We start from the raw sequence: 16,555 nt of genomic DNA on the forward strand, positions 1-16,555 counted from the left end.
CTATTTACCACTCTGTGGTTAATTTCAATTAAATTGCTTCCACTGTAAATTTATGATAGATTTCATCTACATTTTTTGTGCTTTTAAGCATCTCAACATCGTCATCATCCTCAAAAGCACAAGCAATATTAGATAATATACTTAAATGTTCATTCCCAGCTCCTGCTATGCCGATGAGTATATAGACCGTTTCTTCACCAAAGGATATTCCTTCTGGGAATTGTAGTACTGCCATTCCTGATTTCTTAATCTTACTCTTTGCCGCTCCCACACCATGGGGAATTGCGACACCCTTTCCTATATAGGTACTCAATTGCGCTTCCCTTTCAAGCATGGCATCAATGTATCCGGCATCAACATACCCACTATCTACCAGTAGCTGTCCCACCATTTTTATGGCTTCATCTTTTTCCATACTTTTTAAATTAAGCTTTATATTTGATTTTCTCAGTATCTTATTTTCTTCAACTTCACTGACTTCAACTATATTTGATAAGTCAGTTTTACTTTGGAGTCTCGTCATTAAACGATCAATTTCCGGATCATTAAAGTAATCTTTAATGGAGATATGTTCTGCATTTGGAGCCATTCCCTTAGCTCTGTTTGTTAACCCTTCATGGGTGATAACCAGCTCTGCATCATGGGGAATTTCGTTAACTGGTATATTAACGACTTGTATATTCAATCCCATTTCCTTCAATTTTGATCTTAAACCCGTGGCCGCCATGGCACTTGAGCCCATTCCAGCATCACATGCAAATATAATTTTACTCACTATTAGCGTTGATTTTTTGCCCTTAAATTCTGCGACTTTTTCCTTTGCCTCTGTGAATTCACCTTCATCTAATTTATTGTTTGATCTCTTGATGAAGTAAGCCGCTATTAGAAAGCTCACTGTTGTAGATACAATTACCCCTGCTAATACTACAAAATAACCTCCCCGTGGAGTCATTGCCATTAATGCAAATATACTTCCTGGTGAAGGGGTTGCCACTAGACCTGCCCCTAATATGCTAAATGTTAAGACGCCACTGGCTCCTCCTGCCATGACTGCTACCAATAAAATTGGATTCATCAGTACATAGGGGAAGTAAATTTCATGGATTCCGCCTAAGAAGTGAATGATGATGGCTCCTGGTGCTGATTGCTTCACCATTCCCTTTGCAAACGTCCAATAGGCCAGTAGGATTCCAAGTCCTGGTCCCGGGTTGGTTTCCAATAGGAAGAAGATTGATTTTCCTAATGAACTTGCCTCTTGCATCCCCAATGGTCCTAACACCCCATGGTTCATGGCGTTGTTTAGAAATAGGATTTTACCTGGTTCGATGAGTAATGAGCTTAAGGGTAGAAAACCTGCATTAACCATTGCCTCTACGCCTGTCTTGAGCACGTCGTTTAGTCCTTGTACCACCGGCCCAATTGCTAGGTATGCCAGTAGTGCTACCAGGGTACCGATAATGCCTGCTGAAAAGTTATTCACTAGCATTTCAAAGCCTGCTGGTACTTTTCCTTCTACCGCTTCATCAAATTTCTTGATTGCATATCCCCCTATTGGGCCCATGAGCATGGCCCCAATAAACATGGGTATATCCACGCCAACGATAACACCCATGGTGGCTACGGCACCAATTACCCCACCCCTTATGCCACCGACCATTTTTCCTCCCGTATAACCGATTAACAATGGAAGTAGATAGATGATCATGGGTCCGACTAATTCTGATAAGTTTTCATTTGGTATCCATCCCGTGGGAATAAACAACGCTGTGATTAACCCCCAGGCGATGAATGCACCTATATTTGGCATCACCATTCCACTTAGGAATCTTCCGAAGCCCTGTATTCTTTCTTGGGTACTCTTATTCACATGATTCTCCTTTGTCACTGTATCAACATTCATTTATAACCCTCCCGCCATTCAATTACTTTTATGTCGATAAAAATCATTTAAACAATTACTGATCTCTAAATAGGCTTCTTCCTTTGCATTTCCTCTTAGTAATACCAGAAAATTAGGTTTATCAATAATCATTTTACTCACTTCACTAATTACCTCAAGATAGGCTTGTTTACTGTTCTCAGGTGCGATCATGACGATAACTAAATCAATAGCCTCCTCCTCACCCCTACTATTCAAATAATAAATTGGCTTGATCAACCTTACTGCACCAAAGTACAGTTTTTCAACACTAGAGGTCCTGCAGTGAAGCAGACTAAACCCCTTGCCTGAAATAAGGGTTCCACCCTTTTTTTCCCTACTTAATAGATCCTGTGTTAATTTGTCTTGACCTACTTTTTCCTTTACAAGCATGGCACTGACAATATGAATCAACTCTTCAATATCCTCAACATAATAGGTTTCAAGGAACAAATTATCCAACACCTCTATAATGGCGCCACTGTAGTTATGCATTTGTATGAGTTTATCTTTAAGGCTTACATTTGCCTTTCTTTTCTCCTTTGGCTTGATACTTGTTTTACTTATTTTTTTCATTGATTGGTGAATATGATATTTATCTTCATCTAATAGCAATGGATTGACTTTTATCACTGGAATACTGCTCTTCTCAATGGGAATTGTGGAAATGATAAAATCGATTTCTTCTTGCTTAAGCCAGCTTTCTTCTAGTCGAAAGGATGATATAATCCCTACAACATGCATATTATCGTATTCCTTTTCTATTCTTGTAGCCAATAGCTTTGATGTGCCAATTCCACTAGGACAGGCAACAGCAACTCTAAATCTTATTTGGGGCATTATTTCTTTTTTTTCAATCACTGCCCCTAGGTGCATGGCAATATATGCGATTTCTGATTCCGGCATTTTTTGCCCTAAATAATCCTCCAATACCTTTGCGCACTTACTACTTACCTTAATTAAATGAGGATATCGGGTTTTAATCTCTTGTAGCAAGGGATTTCTGATATCCATTTTCATCTTTATCCTTTTGATAGCTGGTTCTAAGTGATTAACAAGCCCTGTTAACAGCTTTTCATTGTTTCCAATAAAGCTCCCGGTTTCCGCTTCAGCTATTTTAATCATTTCCCTGGCTAATTTAACAAGCTCAAAGCTTCCTATGGTTGATGTCTCATTTTTAGTCACATTTCCCCTGTTTTTAGAACCCATAAGATGCATGGTGATATACCCTATTTCATCCTCATGAATATCTATATTAAAGAAATCAGATAAATTAAGTGCAAGTTTTCTGGCAATGATAAATTCTGGATTTTGGTTAAGTTCATTTAGAAATTCCTTATCCATTATTATGATCTCATTATTTTTTATTCTCTTAATTGCCAAGGCAAGATGAACAATCAAACCAACATAAGCACTGTCTGCCAGCTTGTATCCCATCTCCTCTTCAGCTATATATATCAATCCTTCTAGTGTTCTAATTGTCTCTTTATCTATTAAATTCAAAAGTCTATTTCTTGTTTTTATCTCAATGCTCCCTGATATCTCAGGTGATTTTGTTATATTTTCTTGAATAAAACTTAATAATTGCTTTTCTTCTACGTTTTCATAAATAAGATTGATGATAGCCCTTCGCTTGTGCTTTTCACGACCAGCAATGTAAACCCCAAGCCCTGGCTTTCTAATTAATTGAAGATTATAGATGTCTACCCATTCCTCTAGCTTATCTAAGTCATGGCTTATCGTCCCTTCAGATACGTTCAAAATTTTAGTCAAGTAGTAAAACTTAATGGGTTCATTGGCCTGTAATAATTCACTTGCAATGATTGTCTGTCTTTCCTGAGGTGTAAATATCTTTATTGAATTGGCATGCTCAATCAATTCTAACAATTCTTCTTTTTTCTCTAGGGAACAGGGTAGATGAATTCCAACACCTGTTTTCTTATCTAAAAATACCCCTTCTTTTTCTAACCACTTTCCTATTTCTTCTAGCTCTCTTAAGACCGTCCTTGAACTCACGTTTAGATCCTGTGCAACATTGGAAATCGTTACATAATCATTTTCTTTGCAAAGTCTATATAATATGTCTTTCTTTCTTGTGGTCATTTTCATTTGTTTCATAAAATACCTCCTCTGACAGGATTGGTTCACAGTGTTTAGAACAGTTCCTTTGATAGGAAGTATTCTGTGAGAGCAGGGGATTCCCCTGCTCCCGCAAAATAGTGATTAGGAAAATCGATTAACTAATTCATCAACTTCTGGGCTATTCATAAAGTTCCTTATTGAAATATGCTCGGCATTTGGTGCCTTGGTTCTGGCTCTGTCAGTTAGGCTTTCATGGGTGATCACCATTTCAGAATCTGAAGGGATTTCATCAATGGCACAGTTGACAACTTCAATACCTAACCCTGCTTTTTTCAATTTATTTCTTAAACCAGTGGCTGCCATGGCACTTGAGCCCATTCCAGCATCACATGCAAATATAATTTTACTCACTGTTAGCTTTGATTTTTTGCCCTTAAATCCTGCTACTCTTTCCTTTGCCTCGGTGAGTTCACCTTCATCTAATTTGTTGTTTGATCTCTTGATGAAATAAGCTGCAATTAGAAAACTCACTGTTGTTGATACAATGACCCCTGCTAATACTGCAAAATAACCTCCCCGTGGGGTCATTGCCATTAATGCAAATATACTTCCTGGTGAAGGGGTTGCCACTAGACCTGCCCCTAATATGCTAAATGTTAAGACGCCACTGGCTCCTCCTGCCATGACTGCTACTAATAAAATTGGATTCATCAGTACGTAGGGGAAGTAAATTTCATGGATTCCTCCTAAGAAGTGAATGATGATGGCTCCTGGTGCTGATTGTTTCACCATTCCCTTTGCAAACATCCAATAGGCCAGTAGGATTCCAAGTCCTGGTCCCGGGTTGGTTTCCAGTAGAAAGAAGATTGATTTTCCCAATGAACTTGTCTCTTGTATCCCTAATGGTCCTAATATCCCATGGTTCATGGCATTGTTTAAAAACAAAATTTTGCCTGGCTCAATAAATAATGAGCTCAATGGCAGTAATCCCGCATTGACAATTGCCCCGACTCCTGCTGCCAATGTATTGTTTAAGCCCTGTACCACCGGGCCAATTGCTAGATATGCTAGTAGTGCTACCAGGGTACCGATAATACCTGCTGAAAAGTTATTCACTAGCATTTCAAAGCCTGCTGGTACTTTTCCTTCTACCGCTTCATCAAATTTCTTGATTGCATATCCCCCTATTGGGCCCATGAGCATGGCTCCAATAAACATAGGTATATCCACGCCAACGATAACACCCATGGTGGCTACGGCACCAATTACCCCACCTCTTACGCCACCGACCATTTTTCCTCCCGTATAACCGATTAACAATGGGAGTAAATAGATGATCATCGGTCCAACTAACTCTGCTAAGTTTTCATTTGGCCTCCAGCCCGTTGGGATAAATAATGCTGTGATTAACCCCCAGGCGATGAATGCCCCTATGTTTGGCATTACCATTCCACTTAAAAATCTTCCGAATTTCTGTATTGTCTCTTGGGTATGACTCTGAGGTCTGTCTACTTCTTTGATACTTGCATTCGACATAATATAGTCCCCCTTATTTAATCATGACATAATTAAATACCGACATCTCTGCAGAAATGTTCTCAATATTCTCACTATGATTATATGTCAGTAAAATCCAGTTTACAATCAAAAGATAACTATTAGAAGTCCATAAACACTAGTGACAAAACTAAATATCATTCTCATATACGCTACGTTTTACAGGGTTTTAAAAAACAAAAACCCTCCAGCAACTCAGGATTTATCCTGTGTTTACTAGAGGGTTTTTGTAGTTGTTCAATCGGTCTTATTTGTCCTTGAATTTGAACTCTTATCTGGATTATATTTGTATTTGTATTAGTAAAATTAAAACTAGCTTAGTGTATTTTTTGATTTATTATAAACATCTGATAATTGTTCACTAGGTGAATGATAAGGCTTTTCCCATCCTTTTTTAACAGCTAGTTCTGTTACTGCAGTATGTCCTCCTAGCACTTGATTTAAACTTGATGAATACATTGCTTTTAATTCTGGAGTAGGAGCAGTCATCGTAGCACTTAGATATGCTTGTGCACTAGCAGCTGCACTGCCCATCATATTATTCGCTATCACTTCATCATTTATATCCATGTTCTCTTTTGTTTTATTAGTAAAAAAAGAAGTCATATTATTGTACCTCCCCTGTTGATGTAACTTGATTTTCATTAATAAATTGTTGCATTCCTTTTACTCTACCTTCCATTGCTAAAATCCCAGATTCAGCTTGCTTTTTCAGATCCTCATCCGTAATGAGTGCCTGCATCGCTTTTGAAACTGCTAAACCATCTTTCTCCATTTTTAGTAAGCCTGTTAATGACAATATTTCGCCTTCCGTAAGCTTTCTCATTTTTTTACCTCCAATTTCATTATAAATTTCAGTGACAAAGATAGTTTATGGATTTTAGAGGATGCTATTCGCTAATATCAACAAGAGGAAAATAATACCATTATTTGTAACCACATATTATTTTTCTATATTTTTGCGTTCATGATTTCTTTTAACTTACCGCATATGGCATCTCCAACTTCATGGGTTTTTGCCTTGCCCTTTAAATCAGGTGTCAATGTTTTCTCTTCTTGTAAAACCGCTGTAATTGCATCGATAATCATCTCTGTATCATCTTCTTCTAGTAGAAAGTCTAATAGCATCTTAGCTGTCCAAATCATGGCTATTGGGTTAGCTAACTGTTTACCCTTAATATCCGGTGCCGAACCGTGTACAGGTTCAAACATAGAAGGATATTCCTTCTCAAGGTTTAAATTAGCGCTAGCAGCAAACCCTAGTCCCCCTTGTAATGCAGCCCCTAAGTCAGTAATAATATCTCCAAAGAGATTAGATGCTACCAATACATCATACACCTCTGGCTTTTGAATAAAATACATGCTGACTGCATCCACATGCGTCGTTTCTGTTTTTATATCCTTATAATTCGTAGCGATTTCTTCAAATATCTTATCCCAAAATACCATGCTGTAATTTAAAGCATTTGATTTTGTCACATTTGTCACCTTGTTAAACTTCTTTCGTTTTCTTGCCAACTTAAAGGCATAGTCCATCACTTTCTCTGTATTCTTTCTAGAAAACACGGAAGTTTGAAGTGCCACTTCCTCTGGCCTACCAGGAAATCTAAATCCTCCTACTCCAGCATATTCACCTTCTACATTTTCACGAATAACAGTAAAGTCGATATCCTGAGGTCCCTTATCCTTTAATGGGCATGGGGCTCCTTGAAGAAGTTTTATGGGTCTTAGGTTAATGGATTGATTAAATCCTTGTCGAATATTGATTAAAAGTCCATGTAGTGATATATGATCAGGAACAGAAGGATCACCAACTGCCCCTAATAAAATAGCATCAAATGCTTCTAATGTTTTCAAACCGTCATCATCCATCATTTTTCCTGTTTTCAAATAATACTCACAACCCCAAGGGAAATATTCATAACTAAATTCCACATTTCCCTTTATTTCAGCATAGGTGTTTAAAACCTTTACTCCCTCAGCTGTCACTTCGTTACCGATCCCATCTCCTGGTATTACAGCTATTTTGAATTTTTTCATAATCATCTGTCCACTCCTTTTTTACTATAATTTTACAAATTTGATTTGTAAAATACCCTCTGCCTTATTAATAATATTTAATGTTTCTTTGTTAACCTCTGAATCCACAGCTAAAAACATCATGGCCTCTTTATCTTTGTGTTTTCTACTTACTTGCATGGTAGCAATATTTACATTGTTTTCACCTAACAGGCTACCCATTTTTCCAATCATACCTGGCTTATCAGTATTATTTGCAACTAACATATAGGGTGTAGGCGTAACATCAAAAACAAATCCATTTACATCTACAATTCTCATATCTTTTTTAGCAAATACTGTTCCAGCCACTGTAAATTCCTTGTTCTTAGTGGATATTTTTACCCTGATCAAATTCATAAAGTTACCATTTACCATCTTTTTGCTTTCAGTAACAGCTATTCCTCTATTTTTAGCAATCAGTCTAGCATTAACGTAGTTTACTCTTTCTTTCAATATGGGTTCAAAAATTCCTTTTAACACTGCCAAAGTCACTACTGCGGTCTCCATATCTGCTACTGCTCCACTGTATATGATTTCAATTTTTTCAATCGCTTCTTTTTCTAATTGATGATATAGTTTCCCTAAATTTTCACCTAATTTCAAGTAGTATTTCATTGCCTCTAGTTCTTGATATTGAAGTGTAGGAAGGTTGACAGCATTTGGTACCATTTTTCCCTTTAATGCACTGAAAACTTCCTGCGCAATGGTCACACCTACATTGTTTTGTGCTTCTACTGTATCCGCGCCTAAATGCGGTGTTATTATCACATTGTCAAGGTCTAATAGTAGAGAAGTAGTATTGGGTTCATTTACTAATACATCTAGACCTGCACTTGCTACGATTCCTTCCTTTACTGCCTTTGCTAGCGCTTCTTCCTCAATAATACCACCTCTAGCACAATTAACGACTCTGACACCCTTTTTAGCTACTTTAAATTCCTCTTCTCCAATCATTCCAAATGTTTCTTCAGTCTTTGGGGTATGGACAGTAATAAAATCTGATTCCTTTATTAAATCCTGCAATCTTTCTTTCTTTTCCACACCATATTTTCTAAATCTTTCATCGGTAATGTAAGGGTCATATGCGATAACCTTCATCCCAAATGCCTGTAGTCTAGTAGTCACTAATCCTCCGATTCTACCTAAGCCCACAACCCCCACTGTTTTTCCTTGCAGCTCTACACCTTTAAAATTACTTCGGTCCCATTCTCTGTTCTTTATTTTAGCATTAGCCTGTGCCACATTACGAGTAGATGCGATTAGTAGACCGATTGTATGCTCTGCAGCTGATACCGTATTGGCTTCAGGGGTATTGACCACAATAATCCCCCTATTTGTAGCACCATCCATATCTATATTATCTACACCGTTTCCTGCACGTCCAACAACCTTTAAATTAGTTGCATGTTGATAAAATTCTTCATTAATCTTAGTAACACTTCTCACAATAATCGCATCATAATTATTGATCACCTTTAATAATTCTCCTCTATCTATTCCGACTTCAACATCCACATCCAAACCCTCTTTTTTCAATACTTCTATACCCTTTTCCGCAATCTTTTCTGTTATTAATACCCTCATTTTTTTATCCTCCCTTTAGATAATTTTTTATTTCAATACTTCTAATTCCGCTGTTACACCTGCTCCATTTGCTTGGTACAAAAAATGATACTGTTATTAAATAAAATAAAAAAAGCACTCATCCCTGGCTTATTAAGCCAAGGACGAGAGCTTTATTAACTCACGTGGTACCACCTTTTTTTGTCACAATATCATGACCTCTTAGTAGATAACGGTATTAACCGGAGCGGGTTCATATTCCCCGTCTGCTTTGGAGTGGATTCAACAATCTTCAGTACCAATTTCCACCTACCATTGGCTCTCTATAAACCTTCGACTGTTTACTATTCTCTTTCACTGCATTTTGAATTTTATGAAGTTTCATATTATTATTCTCTATCCTACTACGTGGCATTTCTTTTGTCAACCATTATTTTAGTTGGAATTATGATTCTTTAGTTAAAACAACTAGGTGATTCAGTGAAAATGTAAAGTATTTTGGTTCTCTACTTATGTGTACGCTTCACCTTTGCTGTCTCCAGCATCGGCTCAACACTCGATACAGGTGGTTGGTTAGACCTTACCCGACAAGGATTCTCACCCTGCAAGAGATGCAAAGCTTTGCTTGGCGCTGTAACTCTAGTGATTTATATATAATTGTAAATTTCTCCTTACCGTAGAATTAGACCCCTACTGTACTTCATTTTCCTAGAATTCCATATTTTTCAACAAGATTATTAAAGATATTAAGCAACCTACGCCAACAGGTCCCCATAGCGCTAACTCAATGATACTTTCCGACGCACCTGTTTGAAAACCCCGTACAGTGGCTGCAGATAATGCAGTCAAATAAACAGCGCTCTTGACATTCCATATCACCGCCAACACATATCCCCATGGTTGACGCTTCCACAGCAAGACCCCACCCAACAGACCAAATGAAACTGTTAATGACAGGTCCAATGCAGATATTATATTAGTGCTCTGCTCTAGATTAATGAGTATCTCTGGAACCTGCCCAGTAAAAACGTATCCTAAAGATAGAGAGACATGAAAGATACCCAGTAGTATCGCCACAATTGCCATGAATCCCCCTATTTTTTTCACAGGCGTACCAGATCGAAACCGTTCTCCAATAATCTTTATATTAAGAGAGGATATTCCAAAGATGAGAGCAAAAATTGAAAAAGTAAATAGTGTAACATAAATCAAAAACAAGCTGTTAAAGGCTGCCCCAAAGAGATAAAAAGCATAGTTGTAAAGCGTGTAAAATAACATCCCCAACCAGACCAACTGTGCACGTTGCGATCCTTGTTTTGAAAGCACTAATGATATAGCTAGCAGAGGTACGGCTAAAAGAAGCGTTACCAAATCATTTCCATACCATCCTGAAGTAACCAAGAAGTTGTCTTGGTAAAGGTCCTTGATAAAAAGGCCCCCCACAGATGCCAACACCATTAAGATGACAATAATGACCGAAAGAATAAAAGCCGGTTTATATTTTGTCTTTAACATTATTTTTTCATTTTCTATCATTTTTTCTTGCATTTTTTACTCCTCCAATAATATATTACTTGAGATTTATTGCTCCGTCACGGTCTTGCCATCCCCGATGCCTTACACCCTCAGAACCAGTGGACGCCATAAACGGTGCCTCTTGAACCACTCTACAATTTAGTTAGTACTCTATAAAGAAAAATGACCCTACAACCTAAAGTAAATTACTATTTTTGTTCAATTTCGGTAACACATTGACTTTTAATCTTTTCAACGTGGAATTGCAGGGCATCAACAACATGTGGTCTGATGGCGATAGTTTTTTCATTTTTCCATTAATCATAAACTGATACTCTCCTACTTTTGCAAATAAATACGGTTGAATAAGTGGATATGTTAACTCTTCAGGTATATTATCAAATAATTGTATTTCATCGATTTCTGAGTTTGGCAATTCACCAAGGTGCTTAATTTCTGCATAAAATAATTGTCCAAAGGACTCACTTTCTCCATTATCTACTGAATAAATACATACAGGGGTAATTATAAAATCCTTCGCCCCTGTTTCTTCTATTAATTCTCTTGATGCAGTAGAATAGATATCTTCATTTTGCTCTTTACGCCCTCCTGGAATTTCCCAAGTTTTTCGTTCTTTATGTCTTACAAATATCCACCTTCTATCATATTTTGACATAATGACAGCATATTTTAGTTTACTTTCTTCTATTTTATTTATATTGTAAAAATTTACTTGTAACATCTACCGCTCCCCTTTCTTTATTCACAATAGAATATACATATTTCAACTTATAATGTTACCTTTAATCAGATATGAAGTTCTAAATCAACTCACTTTACTGCACTTTAAACATTAATTCTACTAATGTGTTCCACACGAACTTTATTAAGTTTCTTAGTAAGAATGATTAGAACTGGAATAAGGATAAATATTGTAGATTGGAAAATAGACATACGTATTGTCATTCCTACATTTAATTCACCATTGATGCTTACATGGACTAAATTAAGGATTGAATTTATTATAAAATGTGATATCCATGGTGTCCAAATGGAATTAGTATAATAGTACATCACACCAAAAACAATACCTATTAATATCATAGGGATGAAATTGATTACCAATGCCATTATAAAACCACCTGAACCACTCACCATTCCACTAATATACCATTTAAATGCCCAAGGGATATGCCATATTCCAAACAATAGTGCCTGCAAAAATATAGCCATTCCAACAGAATACTTTCTATTTAACATGGGAATCATAATCCCTCTGAATAATCCTTCTTCCATAAAACAATTAATCGCATTACCAAATAGAAGAAATAGTGCAAAACTTATGCCACCAGTTACACCTGCTTTGGGATCAATTGCTGCTATTAATAATTGTGGCGAATCAGAGGCAAATATTAAAAATTCTCCTCCATATCCCAAGATCATCAAAGCACTTGTAATAACACCACCTAATATAAAAATAGACCACTTATTATTAACATTAAACCCAATACTACTTAGATTATCACCTATCATTTTCACAAATAGAATTACAATAATAAAACCAATTACCTTCGACAATATGATCTCACCTAATAAATCATCCAATCTGAAAACAAAGATATCCAATATCCTAAAGATCATTGCTATGCACATTAAGCATATGCTAAGGATTAATGGTTTTGAAAATGACATATCTTTAAGTTTTTTTCTCATATCCACCTTTTACACTTCCAATCTTCTCAATTTGTTTTATAATCCTAATTTTGCAACCTTATTTTCCATAAATGCATTGTTAGATGATCAATAAATTGACCCTAACATTAAAATATGTTTTCAAACGAATACTCTTATCAGTTATACATAAGCATTCGTTACAGCAACATTCAACACCTTTATAAATCGTATAATAAAAAAACTAATATTAATCTACTACGAGTATGTTCATTTTGTTTAATATTCTATATTAACACGCCTCGCTTGCTCATCGCTTTGCAATAGATAAAAAGTCCAAATGTTATTAGCATTATGCCTATATCAAAGAGGGAAATCCAAGGACCCAGAGTATCCCATCTATTCATAAATGTAAACGTGGCAAATTGCAATAGCATTATGGAAATAGCAGAAATAAGTGACACCTGTACCGCCCAGCTCGAGCGGAATAAAAGTAGAATTGGCGCAACTACACCACTAACAATATTTGATATCCAGAGTAATAATGGGAATAGAGGGTAATCAGTGGAACAGGAAAATCACCAAACAATGTGGAAATTATTATAATTATAAAGTACAAACCAAGACACATTGATATTAACCCATAATTCTTCGATGGAAATATTATAAAAGGTAGTGGTAATAGTGCTAGAGAACCAATTTCTATCAGAAACCATACCTTCAGCATAGGCATCTTTTCTCTTACAAATAAAAACCTCCTGCACTTGAGATTTCTTGATCTCTTCAAAAATTGGGAATCCAAGTGTAGAAAGTAAAATCTTGATAGTTTCAAGATCATCCATTAGATCGGTTTCCATAGACTCCGTAATGAATGGCTGTATTAGAATAACTGAATTTTCTAATTCACATCTTCCTATTTCTTTTGCTTTTGCATAACAAAAAGATTCTAAATATTTCACGTGGAACTTAGTAAAGCTATTCGTTTTAGATATAAACTATACTAATGCCTTTTCATAACAATAAAATGGTAATTCCCTAAAAGGAAAAAACACCTGTCCTAATCTTTGGTATCCCATTCTATCATATAGCCTTAGTGCTGCTGTATTTTCACTATAGGCATCTAATCTTATACAAGAATATTGATTCTTTATAGCAAAATCTTCTATGAAATCTATAAACTTTCTTGCAATACCTTTACCTTGAAACTCTGGATGTACAGATAGTCTATGTATAACCAAAACCTTTCTTCCATCAGTAGACCAAACAATCTGGCTATATTCAGGAGACTGCTTTTCATTAATTGCAACATAGGCTATGCAATGGTTATTGTCTCTGAATACATGATAGTTATAATGCACCTTATAGAATTAAATAACTTATTTATTATTTTAATTGTTCTATTTCATTCTTTAGATGTTCTATTTCTTTTTTGAGTGAGTTTACTTCTTAAATGGCTGATAAAGCAAAAATAAAAGCTGCTGGAGCTAAATATATCCAGACTTCCATAACCTCCAACTTCCTCTCTCTAACCCTTTATTTTTTTGAGTTGTTAATAATACCTTTTTCAAAAACTATGTTATTCAATGCAGATACTAAACCCAGTGCTACGCCAAAACTAATAATATTAAAACTATAAATTTCACTAGCTTTTATAACAATAATAACGGTACAAATATAGGAAAATACATATAATGTACGCTTTCTTTTCAGCCTACTAGTTAGCTTTTGTAATGGTACAAATACTCTTAATATACTGTTATTCAAAGCTCCAAACAATATAGAAAATAAAATATAGGATATTATTATAGCTATAAAAAAATATATCAATTCCATATTTTTCAAACCTACCTTTCTAATATATTGGTATTTTAATAATAAGATCGTAAATATCCGGCAATGTTATAATCCTAATAACCCACTACAGAGTGCAGCGATTTACACTGCATGTCTTATAACGATTAGGATTGCATCTGAAGTTGAAAGAATAATAAGCTAGCCCTTTATAATCATCAATATCAGGTCACATTATTAGTCCATTTACTTATCTTCCTTTCAATTTCAGATGTGATTTAGTTGAACGGAACCGATTCTCCACTACCTATGGAGTTTCAATCGATCTCTTTCATCTTGTAAATACTAATAACTTTACATAATTTCAAAAGGAGCTCCTCCCAAGTTTTTGTTGTCTTTGTAATCCCGACAGGGATAATTTATTTCTCTGTCTGTAGGCTTCGCCATATTGTTTAAATATATCTGCGACCTCCATCATGCTAAACACTCATAAATGAATCCCCTACTCAGGGTTATCAGGGACATCAATAATCATCTTTGTGCAATCCTTACAATAATAAGTTTTTAAATGGTTTATACTTTGCTTTCTCTATCCATTTTAAAGAATATCTATCTCCACTGATGAAACCATGTACCATCTTTTGATGGCAATAGGGGCATTCCATGAAATATCCCTCCATTTTTCTACTTTTAATAAGTATCAACTGTGATACATGTAATACATCTAATTCGTCATTTAAGGTTAAAAATGCTGTTAAATAAAAAAATGTACCACATCTTTCATTTATTTCACCTCTAAAAGATAGTACCAAACATATTTTTTATTCTCCGTTATATTTTATTTTATTGTATTTACATTCATCATCTTTCCATCTTTGGTTAAAGCCTATCATTGTACCGAACATAAGAGCAAGAAAAGTACTTATTAATATACGAAAATACTCATTGTAAGAACAAACTTTAACCTACCTTTTCTTCTTTCTTTTTCCCACATTTTAATGAAGTTCTTTTCATTCTTCAACTTAATCCCTCCATACTTTTGCTACAGGTTTTCCTCAATTACATCGTAAGCGTCAATTATGTCCTCACTGTAAAAAGGGTTATATGCTTTCACAGCATGATCTAGCTTTAGCCATGGTTGATACTTCTTAGTTTTTTATTAACTGCATGTTTTTTTAAAATCCTAAAGAAAGTAATGAATTGAATCTCCATAGGTTCCCCCGCGGCTATCGTTCAACAAGATGTATCCTTGTTTAACAATCCTTTGAATATAAACTGACCCCCATCATTGAATAATACCTTGCCATTCTTTATCATCATTGGAATCGGTATTGTATTGAATATAAATATAAAACTATTTATAATACCTAAAATATAAAGATAGTAATATATTCCTAAATTCCTTTTAGCATTGAGTAATGCAGTCAACCCTTCAAATCCATTTTGAAATATCCATAGTGAACTATTCACAACGCTTTTAAAAATATATGATATCAATGATGCAAAGCTTCCAATCAAGAGAAAATCATGATTTGAGTAATAAATCGCTCCAAATGCAATTATAGCTATAACTAAATTGAAAGTAATACCTCCTAAGTGAACAAAAGTTCTTTGTAGGACATTGAACTTATTATATTTAATTTCTTCATTTCCACCAACGTGCCCAAATGGAATTAAAAATTTATTCATTACTATACTTACATGGCCTATCTTAAACTTATGGAGTTCATTTCCAATTCCAATATAAATATTATTAAATTCTTTTATTCCAGCTAGCCTTGGCATTACGCAATGTCCAATTTCATGTATGAAAACACTTAAATAAAAAATCCCTATGATAGCTAGTATATCTCCCATCATCTCTTTTTCTCCTTTACAGCCGCTATCTATGTACAGCCTTTTACATAACGGTCTCATATTTGCAACGCTCCTGAACCGGACCCGCAGAGATCTCCCCCTTTGGTGGAGCTCCGCTCCCGGTGAAGGGATGTGGTGCACTGACCTTTCCCTTGTCACATGCTTCCAGCACCTTTATACAAATGCATTGTTAGATGATGTTCAATAAATTGACCCTAACATTAAAATATGTTTATTTCTAAAACCACTATGATATAATACTAATAATTAAACCTTTAAAGCGAGGTGCCTTATTGTGAATATTAAAGTTACTGTCCTCGTTCAAAAAGAAGATAACTGGTATATTGCTAAATGTATTGAAAATGGTGTTGCTTCACAAGATAAAACTATCGAAGAATCAATTAGTAATTTGCGAGAAGCCCTTGAACTGTATTATGAAGACACTACACCAGAAAATATTAATGTCCCTACTTTCTTGACTACCATGGAGATTGGGCTATAATGAGTTCTAAATATCCCGTATTATCACCTAATAAAATT

The 16,555-nt window shown here is 35.4% G+C and carries 16 protein-coding genes and 1 other annotated feature; of the genes, 2 read left to right on the forward strand and 14 right to left on the reverse strand.

Annotated features, from left to right (window positions below; all coding sequences use genetic code 11):
- Window positions 1–28: 28 nt before the first annotated feature.
- From AMET_RS20960 to AMET_RS21015, 12 genes are all read right to left on the reverse strand, one after another.
- A complete protein-coding gene (locus tag AMET_RS20960; RefSeq protein WP_012065295.1) occupies window positions 29–1,900 on the reverse strand; it encodes a PTS mannitol transporter subunit IICBA in 1,872 nt (623 codons plus the stop codon).
- Window positions 1,901–1,918: 18 nt separating this feature from the next.
- The gene (locus tag AMET_RS20965) at window positions 1,919–4,036 is read right to left on the reverse strand and encodes a BglG family transcription antiterminator (protein ID WP_012065296.1); all 2,118 of its coding nucleotides are present in this window, start codon (window positions 4,034–4,036) and stop codon (window positions 1,919–1,921) included.
- A 105-nt stretch (window positions 4,037–4,141) separates the two neighbouring features.
- On the reverse strand, window positions 4,142–5,536 hold the full coding sequence (locus AMET_RS20970) for a PTS mannitol transporter subunit IICB (protein ID WP_012065297.1): 1,395 nt from the start codon (window positions 5,534–5,536) through the stop codon (window positions 4,142–4,144).
- Window positions 5,537–5,869: 333 nt separating this feature from the next.
- The gene (locus AMET_RS20975; RefSeq protein WP_012065298.1) at window positions 5,870–6,163 is read right to left on the reverse strand and encodes a spore coat protein; all 294 of its coding nucleotides are present in this window, start codon (window positions 6,161–6,163) and stop codon (window positions 5,870–5,872) included.
- Window position 6,164: 1 nt separating this feature from the next.
- Window positions 6,165–6,383, reverse strand: a complete 219-nt coding sequence (locus AMET_RS20980) for a hypothetical protein (protein WP_012065299.1) — start codon at window positions 6,381–6,383, stop codon at window positions 6,165–6,167.
- A 125-nt stretch (window positions 6,384–6,508) separates the two neighbouring features.
- Window positions 6,509–7,603: a tartrate dehydrogenase gene (locus tag AMET_RS20985; protein WP_012065300.1), complete on the reverse strand. Its 1,095-nt coding sequence runs from the start codon at window positions 7,601–7,603 to the stop codon at window positions 6,509–6,511.
- An 18-nt stretch (window positions 7,604–7,621) separates the two neighbouring features.
- The gene (gene serA, locus AMET_RS20990) at window positions 7,622–9,202 is read right to left on the reverse strand and encodes a phosphoglycerate dehydrogenase (protein ID WP_012065301.1); all 1,581 of its coding nucleotides are present in this window, start codon (window positions 9,200–9,202) and stop codon (window positions 7,622–7,624) included.
- A gap of 136 nt (window positions 9,203–9,338) precedes the next feature.
- Window positions 9,339–9,548: a binding site (T-box leader), on the reverse strand.
- A gap of 341 nt (window positions 9,549–9,889) precedes the next feature.
- Window positions 9,890–10,729: a hypothetical protein gene (locus AMET_RS20995; RefSeq protein ID WP_012065303.1), complete on the reverse strand. Its 840-nt coding sequence runs from the start codon at window positions 10,727–10,729 to the stop codon at window positions 9,890–9,892.
- A gap of 163 nt (window positions 10,730–10,892) precedes the next feature.
- Window positions 10,893–11,438, reverse strand: coding sequence for an NUDIX hydrolase (locus AMET_RS21000; RefSeq protein WP_012065304.1), 546 nt, complete (start codon window positions 11,436–11,438; stop codon window positions 10,893–10,895).
- 104 nt (window positions 11,439–11,542) lie between these two features.
- Window positions 11,543–12,274 (reverse strand): CPBP family intramembrane glutamic endopeptidase, encoded by a 732-nt coding sequence (locus tag AMET_RS21005; protein WP_207636407.1) that lies wholly within the window; start codon window positions 12,272–12,274, stop codon window positions 11,543–11,545.
- Between the two features lie 671 nt (window positions 12,275–12,945).
- On the reverse strand, window positions 12,946–13,326 hold the full coding sequence (locus AMET_RS21010) for a GIY-YIG nuclease family protein (protein ID WP_012065306.1): 381 nt from the start codon (window positions 13,324–13,326) through the stop codon (window positions 12,946–12,948).
- Window positions 13,327–13,362: 36 nt separating this feature from the next.
- Window positions 13,363–13,725, reverse strand: a complete 363-nt coding sequence (locus AMET_RS21015; RefSeq protein WP_012065307.1) for a GNAT family N-acetyltransferase — start codon at window positions 13,723–13,725, stop codon at window positions 13,363–13,365.
- A gap of 92 nt (window positions 13,726–13,817) precedes the next feature.
- Between AMET_RS21015 and AMET_RS26035 the strand changes: the two genes are divergently transcribed.
- Window positions 13,818–14,003, forward strand: coding sequence for a hypothetical protein (locus AMET_RS26035; RefSeq protein ID WP_157047324.1), 186 nt, complete (start codon window positions 13,818–13,820; stop codon window positions 14,001–14,003).
- Between the two features lie 703 nt (window positions 14,004–14,706).
- Here the strand turns inward: AMET_RS26035 and AMET_RS27450 are convergent.
- Window positions 14,707–14,838 (reverse strand): PF20097 family protein, encoded by a 132-nt coding sequence (locus AMET_RS27450; protein WP_408626411.1) that lies wholly within the window; start codon window positions 14,836–14,838, stop codon window positions 14,707–14,709.
- Between the two features lie 553 nt (window positions 14,839–15,391).
- Window positions 15,392–16,075 carry a site-2 protease family protein gene (locus tag AMET_RS21030; RefSeq protein ID WP_012065309.1) on the reverse strand — a complete coding sequence of 228 codons (684 nt, stop codon included), beginning with the start codon at window positions 16,073–16,075 and terminating at the stop codon, window positions 15,392–15,394.
- 235 nt (window positions 16,076–16,310) lie between these two features.
- On the opposite strand from AMET_RS21030, the gene AMET_RS21035 reads away from it, so the two are divergent.
- Window positions 16,311–16,517, forward strand: a complete 207-nt coding sequence (locus AMET_RS21035) for a type II toxin-antitoxin system HicB family antitoxin (protein WP_012065310.1) — start codon at window positions 16,311–16,313, stop codon at window positions 16,515–16,517.
- The last annotated feature ends 38 nt before the right edge of the window (window positions 16,518–16,555 follow it).

Origin of the sequence: Alkaliphilus metalliredigens QYMF (genome assembly GCF_000016985.1) — a bacterium.
Taxonomy (GTDB): domain Bacteria; phylum Bacillota; class Clostridia; order Peptostreptococcales; family Natronincolaceae; genus Alkaliphilus_A; species Alkaliphilus_A metalliredigens.

What these genes read in the sequence shown, in the direction of transcription:
- AMET_RS20960 (WP_012065295.1), bottom strand. Translation starts at nt 1,900, where the DNA reads ATGAATGTTGATACAGTGACAAAGGAGAATCATGTGAATAAGAGTACC.
- AMET_RS20965 (WP_012065296.1), bottom strand. Translation starts at nt 4,036, where the DNA reads ATGAAACAAATGAAAATGACCACAAGAAAGAAAGACATATTATATAGA.
- AMET_RS20970 (WP_012065297.1), bottom strand. Translation starts at nt 5,536, where the DNA reads ATGTCGAATGCAAGTATCAAAGAAGTAGACAGACCTCAGAGTCATACC.
- AMET_RS20975 (WP_012065298.1), bottom strand. Translation starts at nt 6,163, where the DNA reads ATGACTTCTTTTTTTACTAATAAAACAAAAGAGAACATGGATATAAAT.
- AMET_RS20980 (WP_012065299.1), bottom strand. Translation starts at nt 6,383, where the DNA reads ATGAGAAAGCTTACGGAAGGCGAAATATTGTCATTAACAGGCTTACTA.
- AMET_RS20985 (WP_012065300.1), bottom strand. Translation starts at nt 7,603, where the DNA reads ATGATTATGAAAAAATTCAAAATAGCTGTAATACCAGGAGATGGGATC.
- serA (WP_012065301.1), bottom strand. Translation starts at nt 9,202, where the DNA reads ATGAGGGTATTAATAACAGAAAAGATTGCGGAAAAGGGTATAGAAGTA.
- AMET_RS20995 (WP_012065303.1), bottom strand. Translation starts at nt 10,729, where the DNA reads ATGCAAGAAAAAATGATAGAAAATGAAAAAATAATGTTAAAGACAAAA.
- AMET_RS21000 (WP_012065304.1), bottom strand. Translation starts at nt 11,438, where the DNA reads ATGTTACAAGTAAATTTTTACAATATAAATAAAATAGAAGAAAGTAAA.
- AMET_RS26035 (WP_157047324.1), top strand. Translation starts at nt 13,818, where the DNA reads ATGGCTGATAAAGCAAAAATAAAAGCTGCTGGAGCTAAATATATCCAG.
- AMET_RS27450 (WP_408626411.1), bottom strand. Translation starts at nt 14,838, where the DNA reads ATGGAGGGATATTTCATGGAATGCCCCTATTGCCATCAAAAGATGGTA.
- AMET_RS21030 (WP_012065309.1), bottom strand. Translation starts at nt 16,075, where the DNA reads ATGAGACCGTTATGTAAAAGGCTGTACATAGATAGCGGCTGTAAAGGA.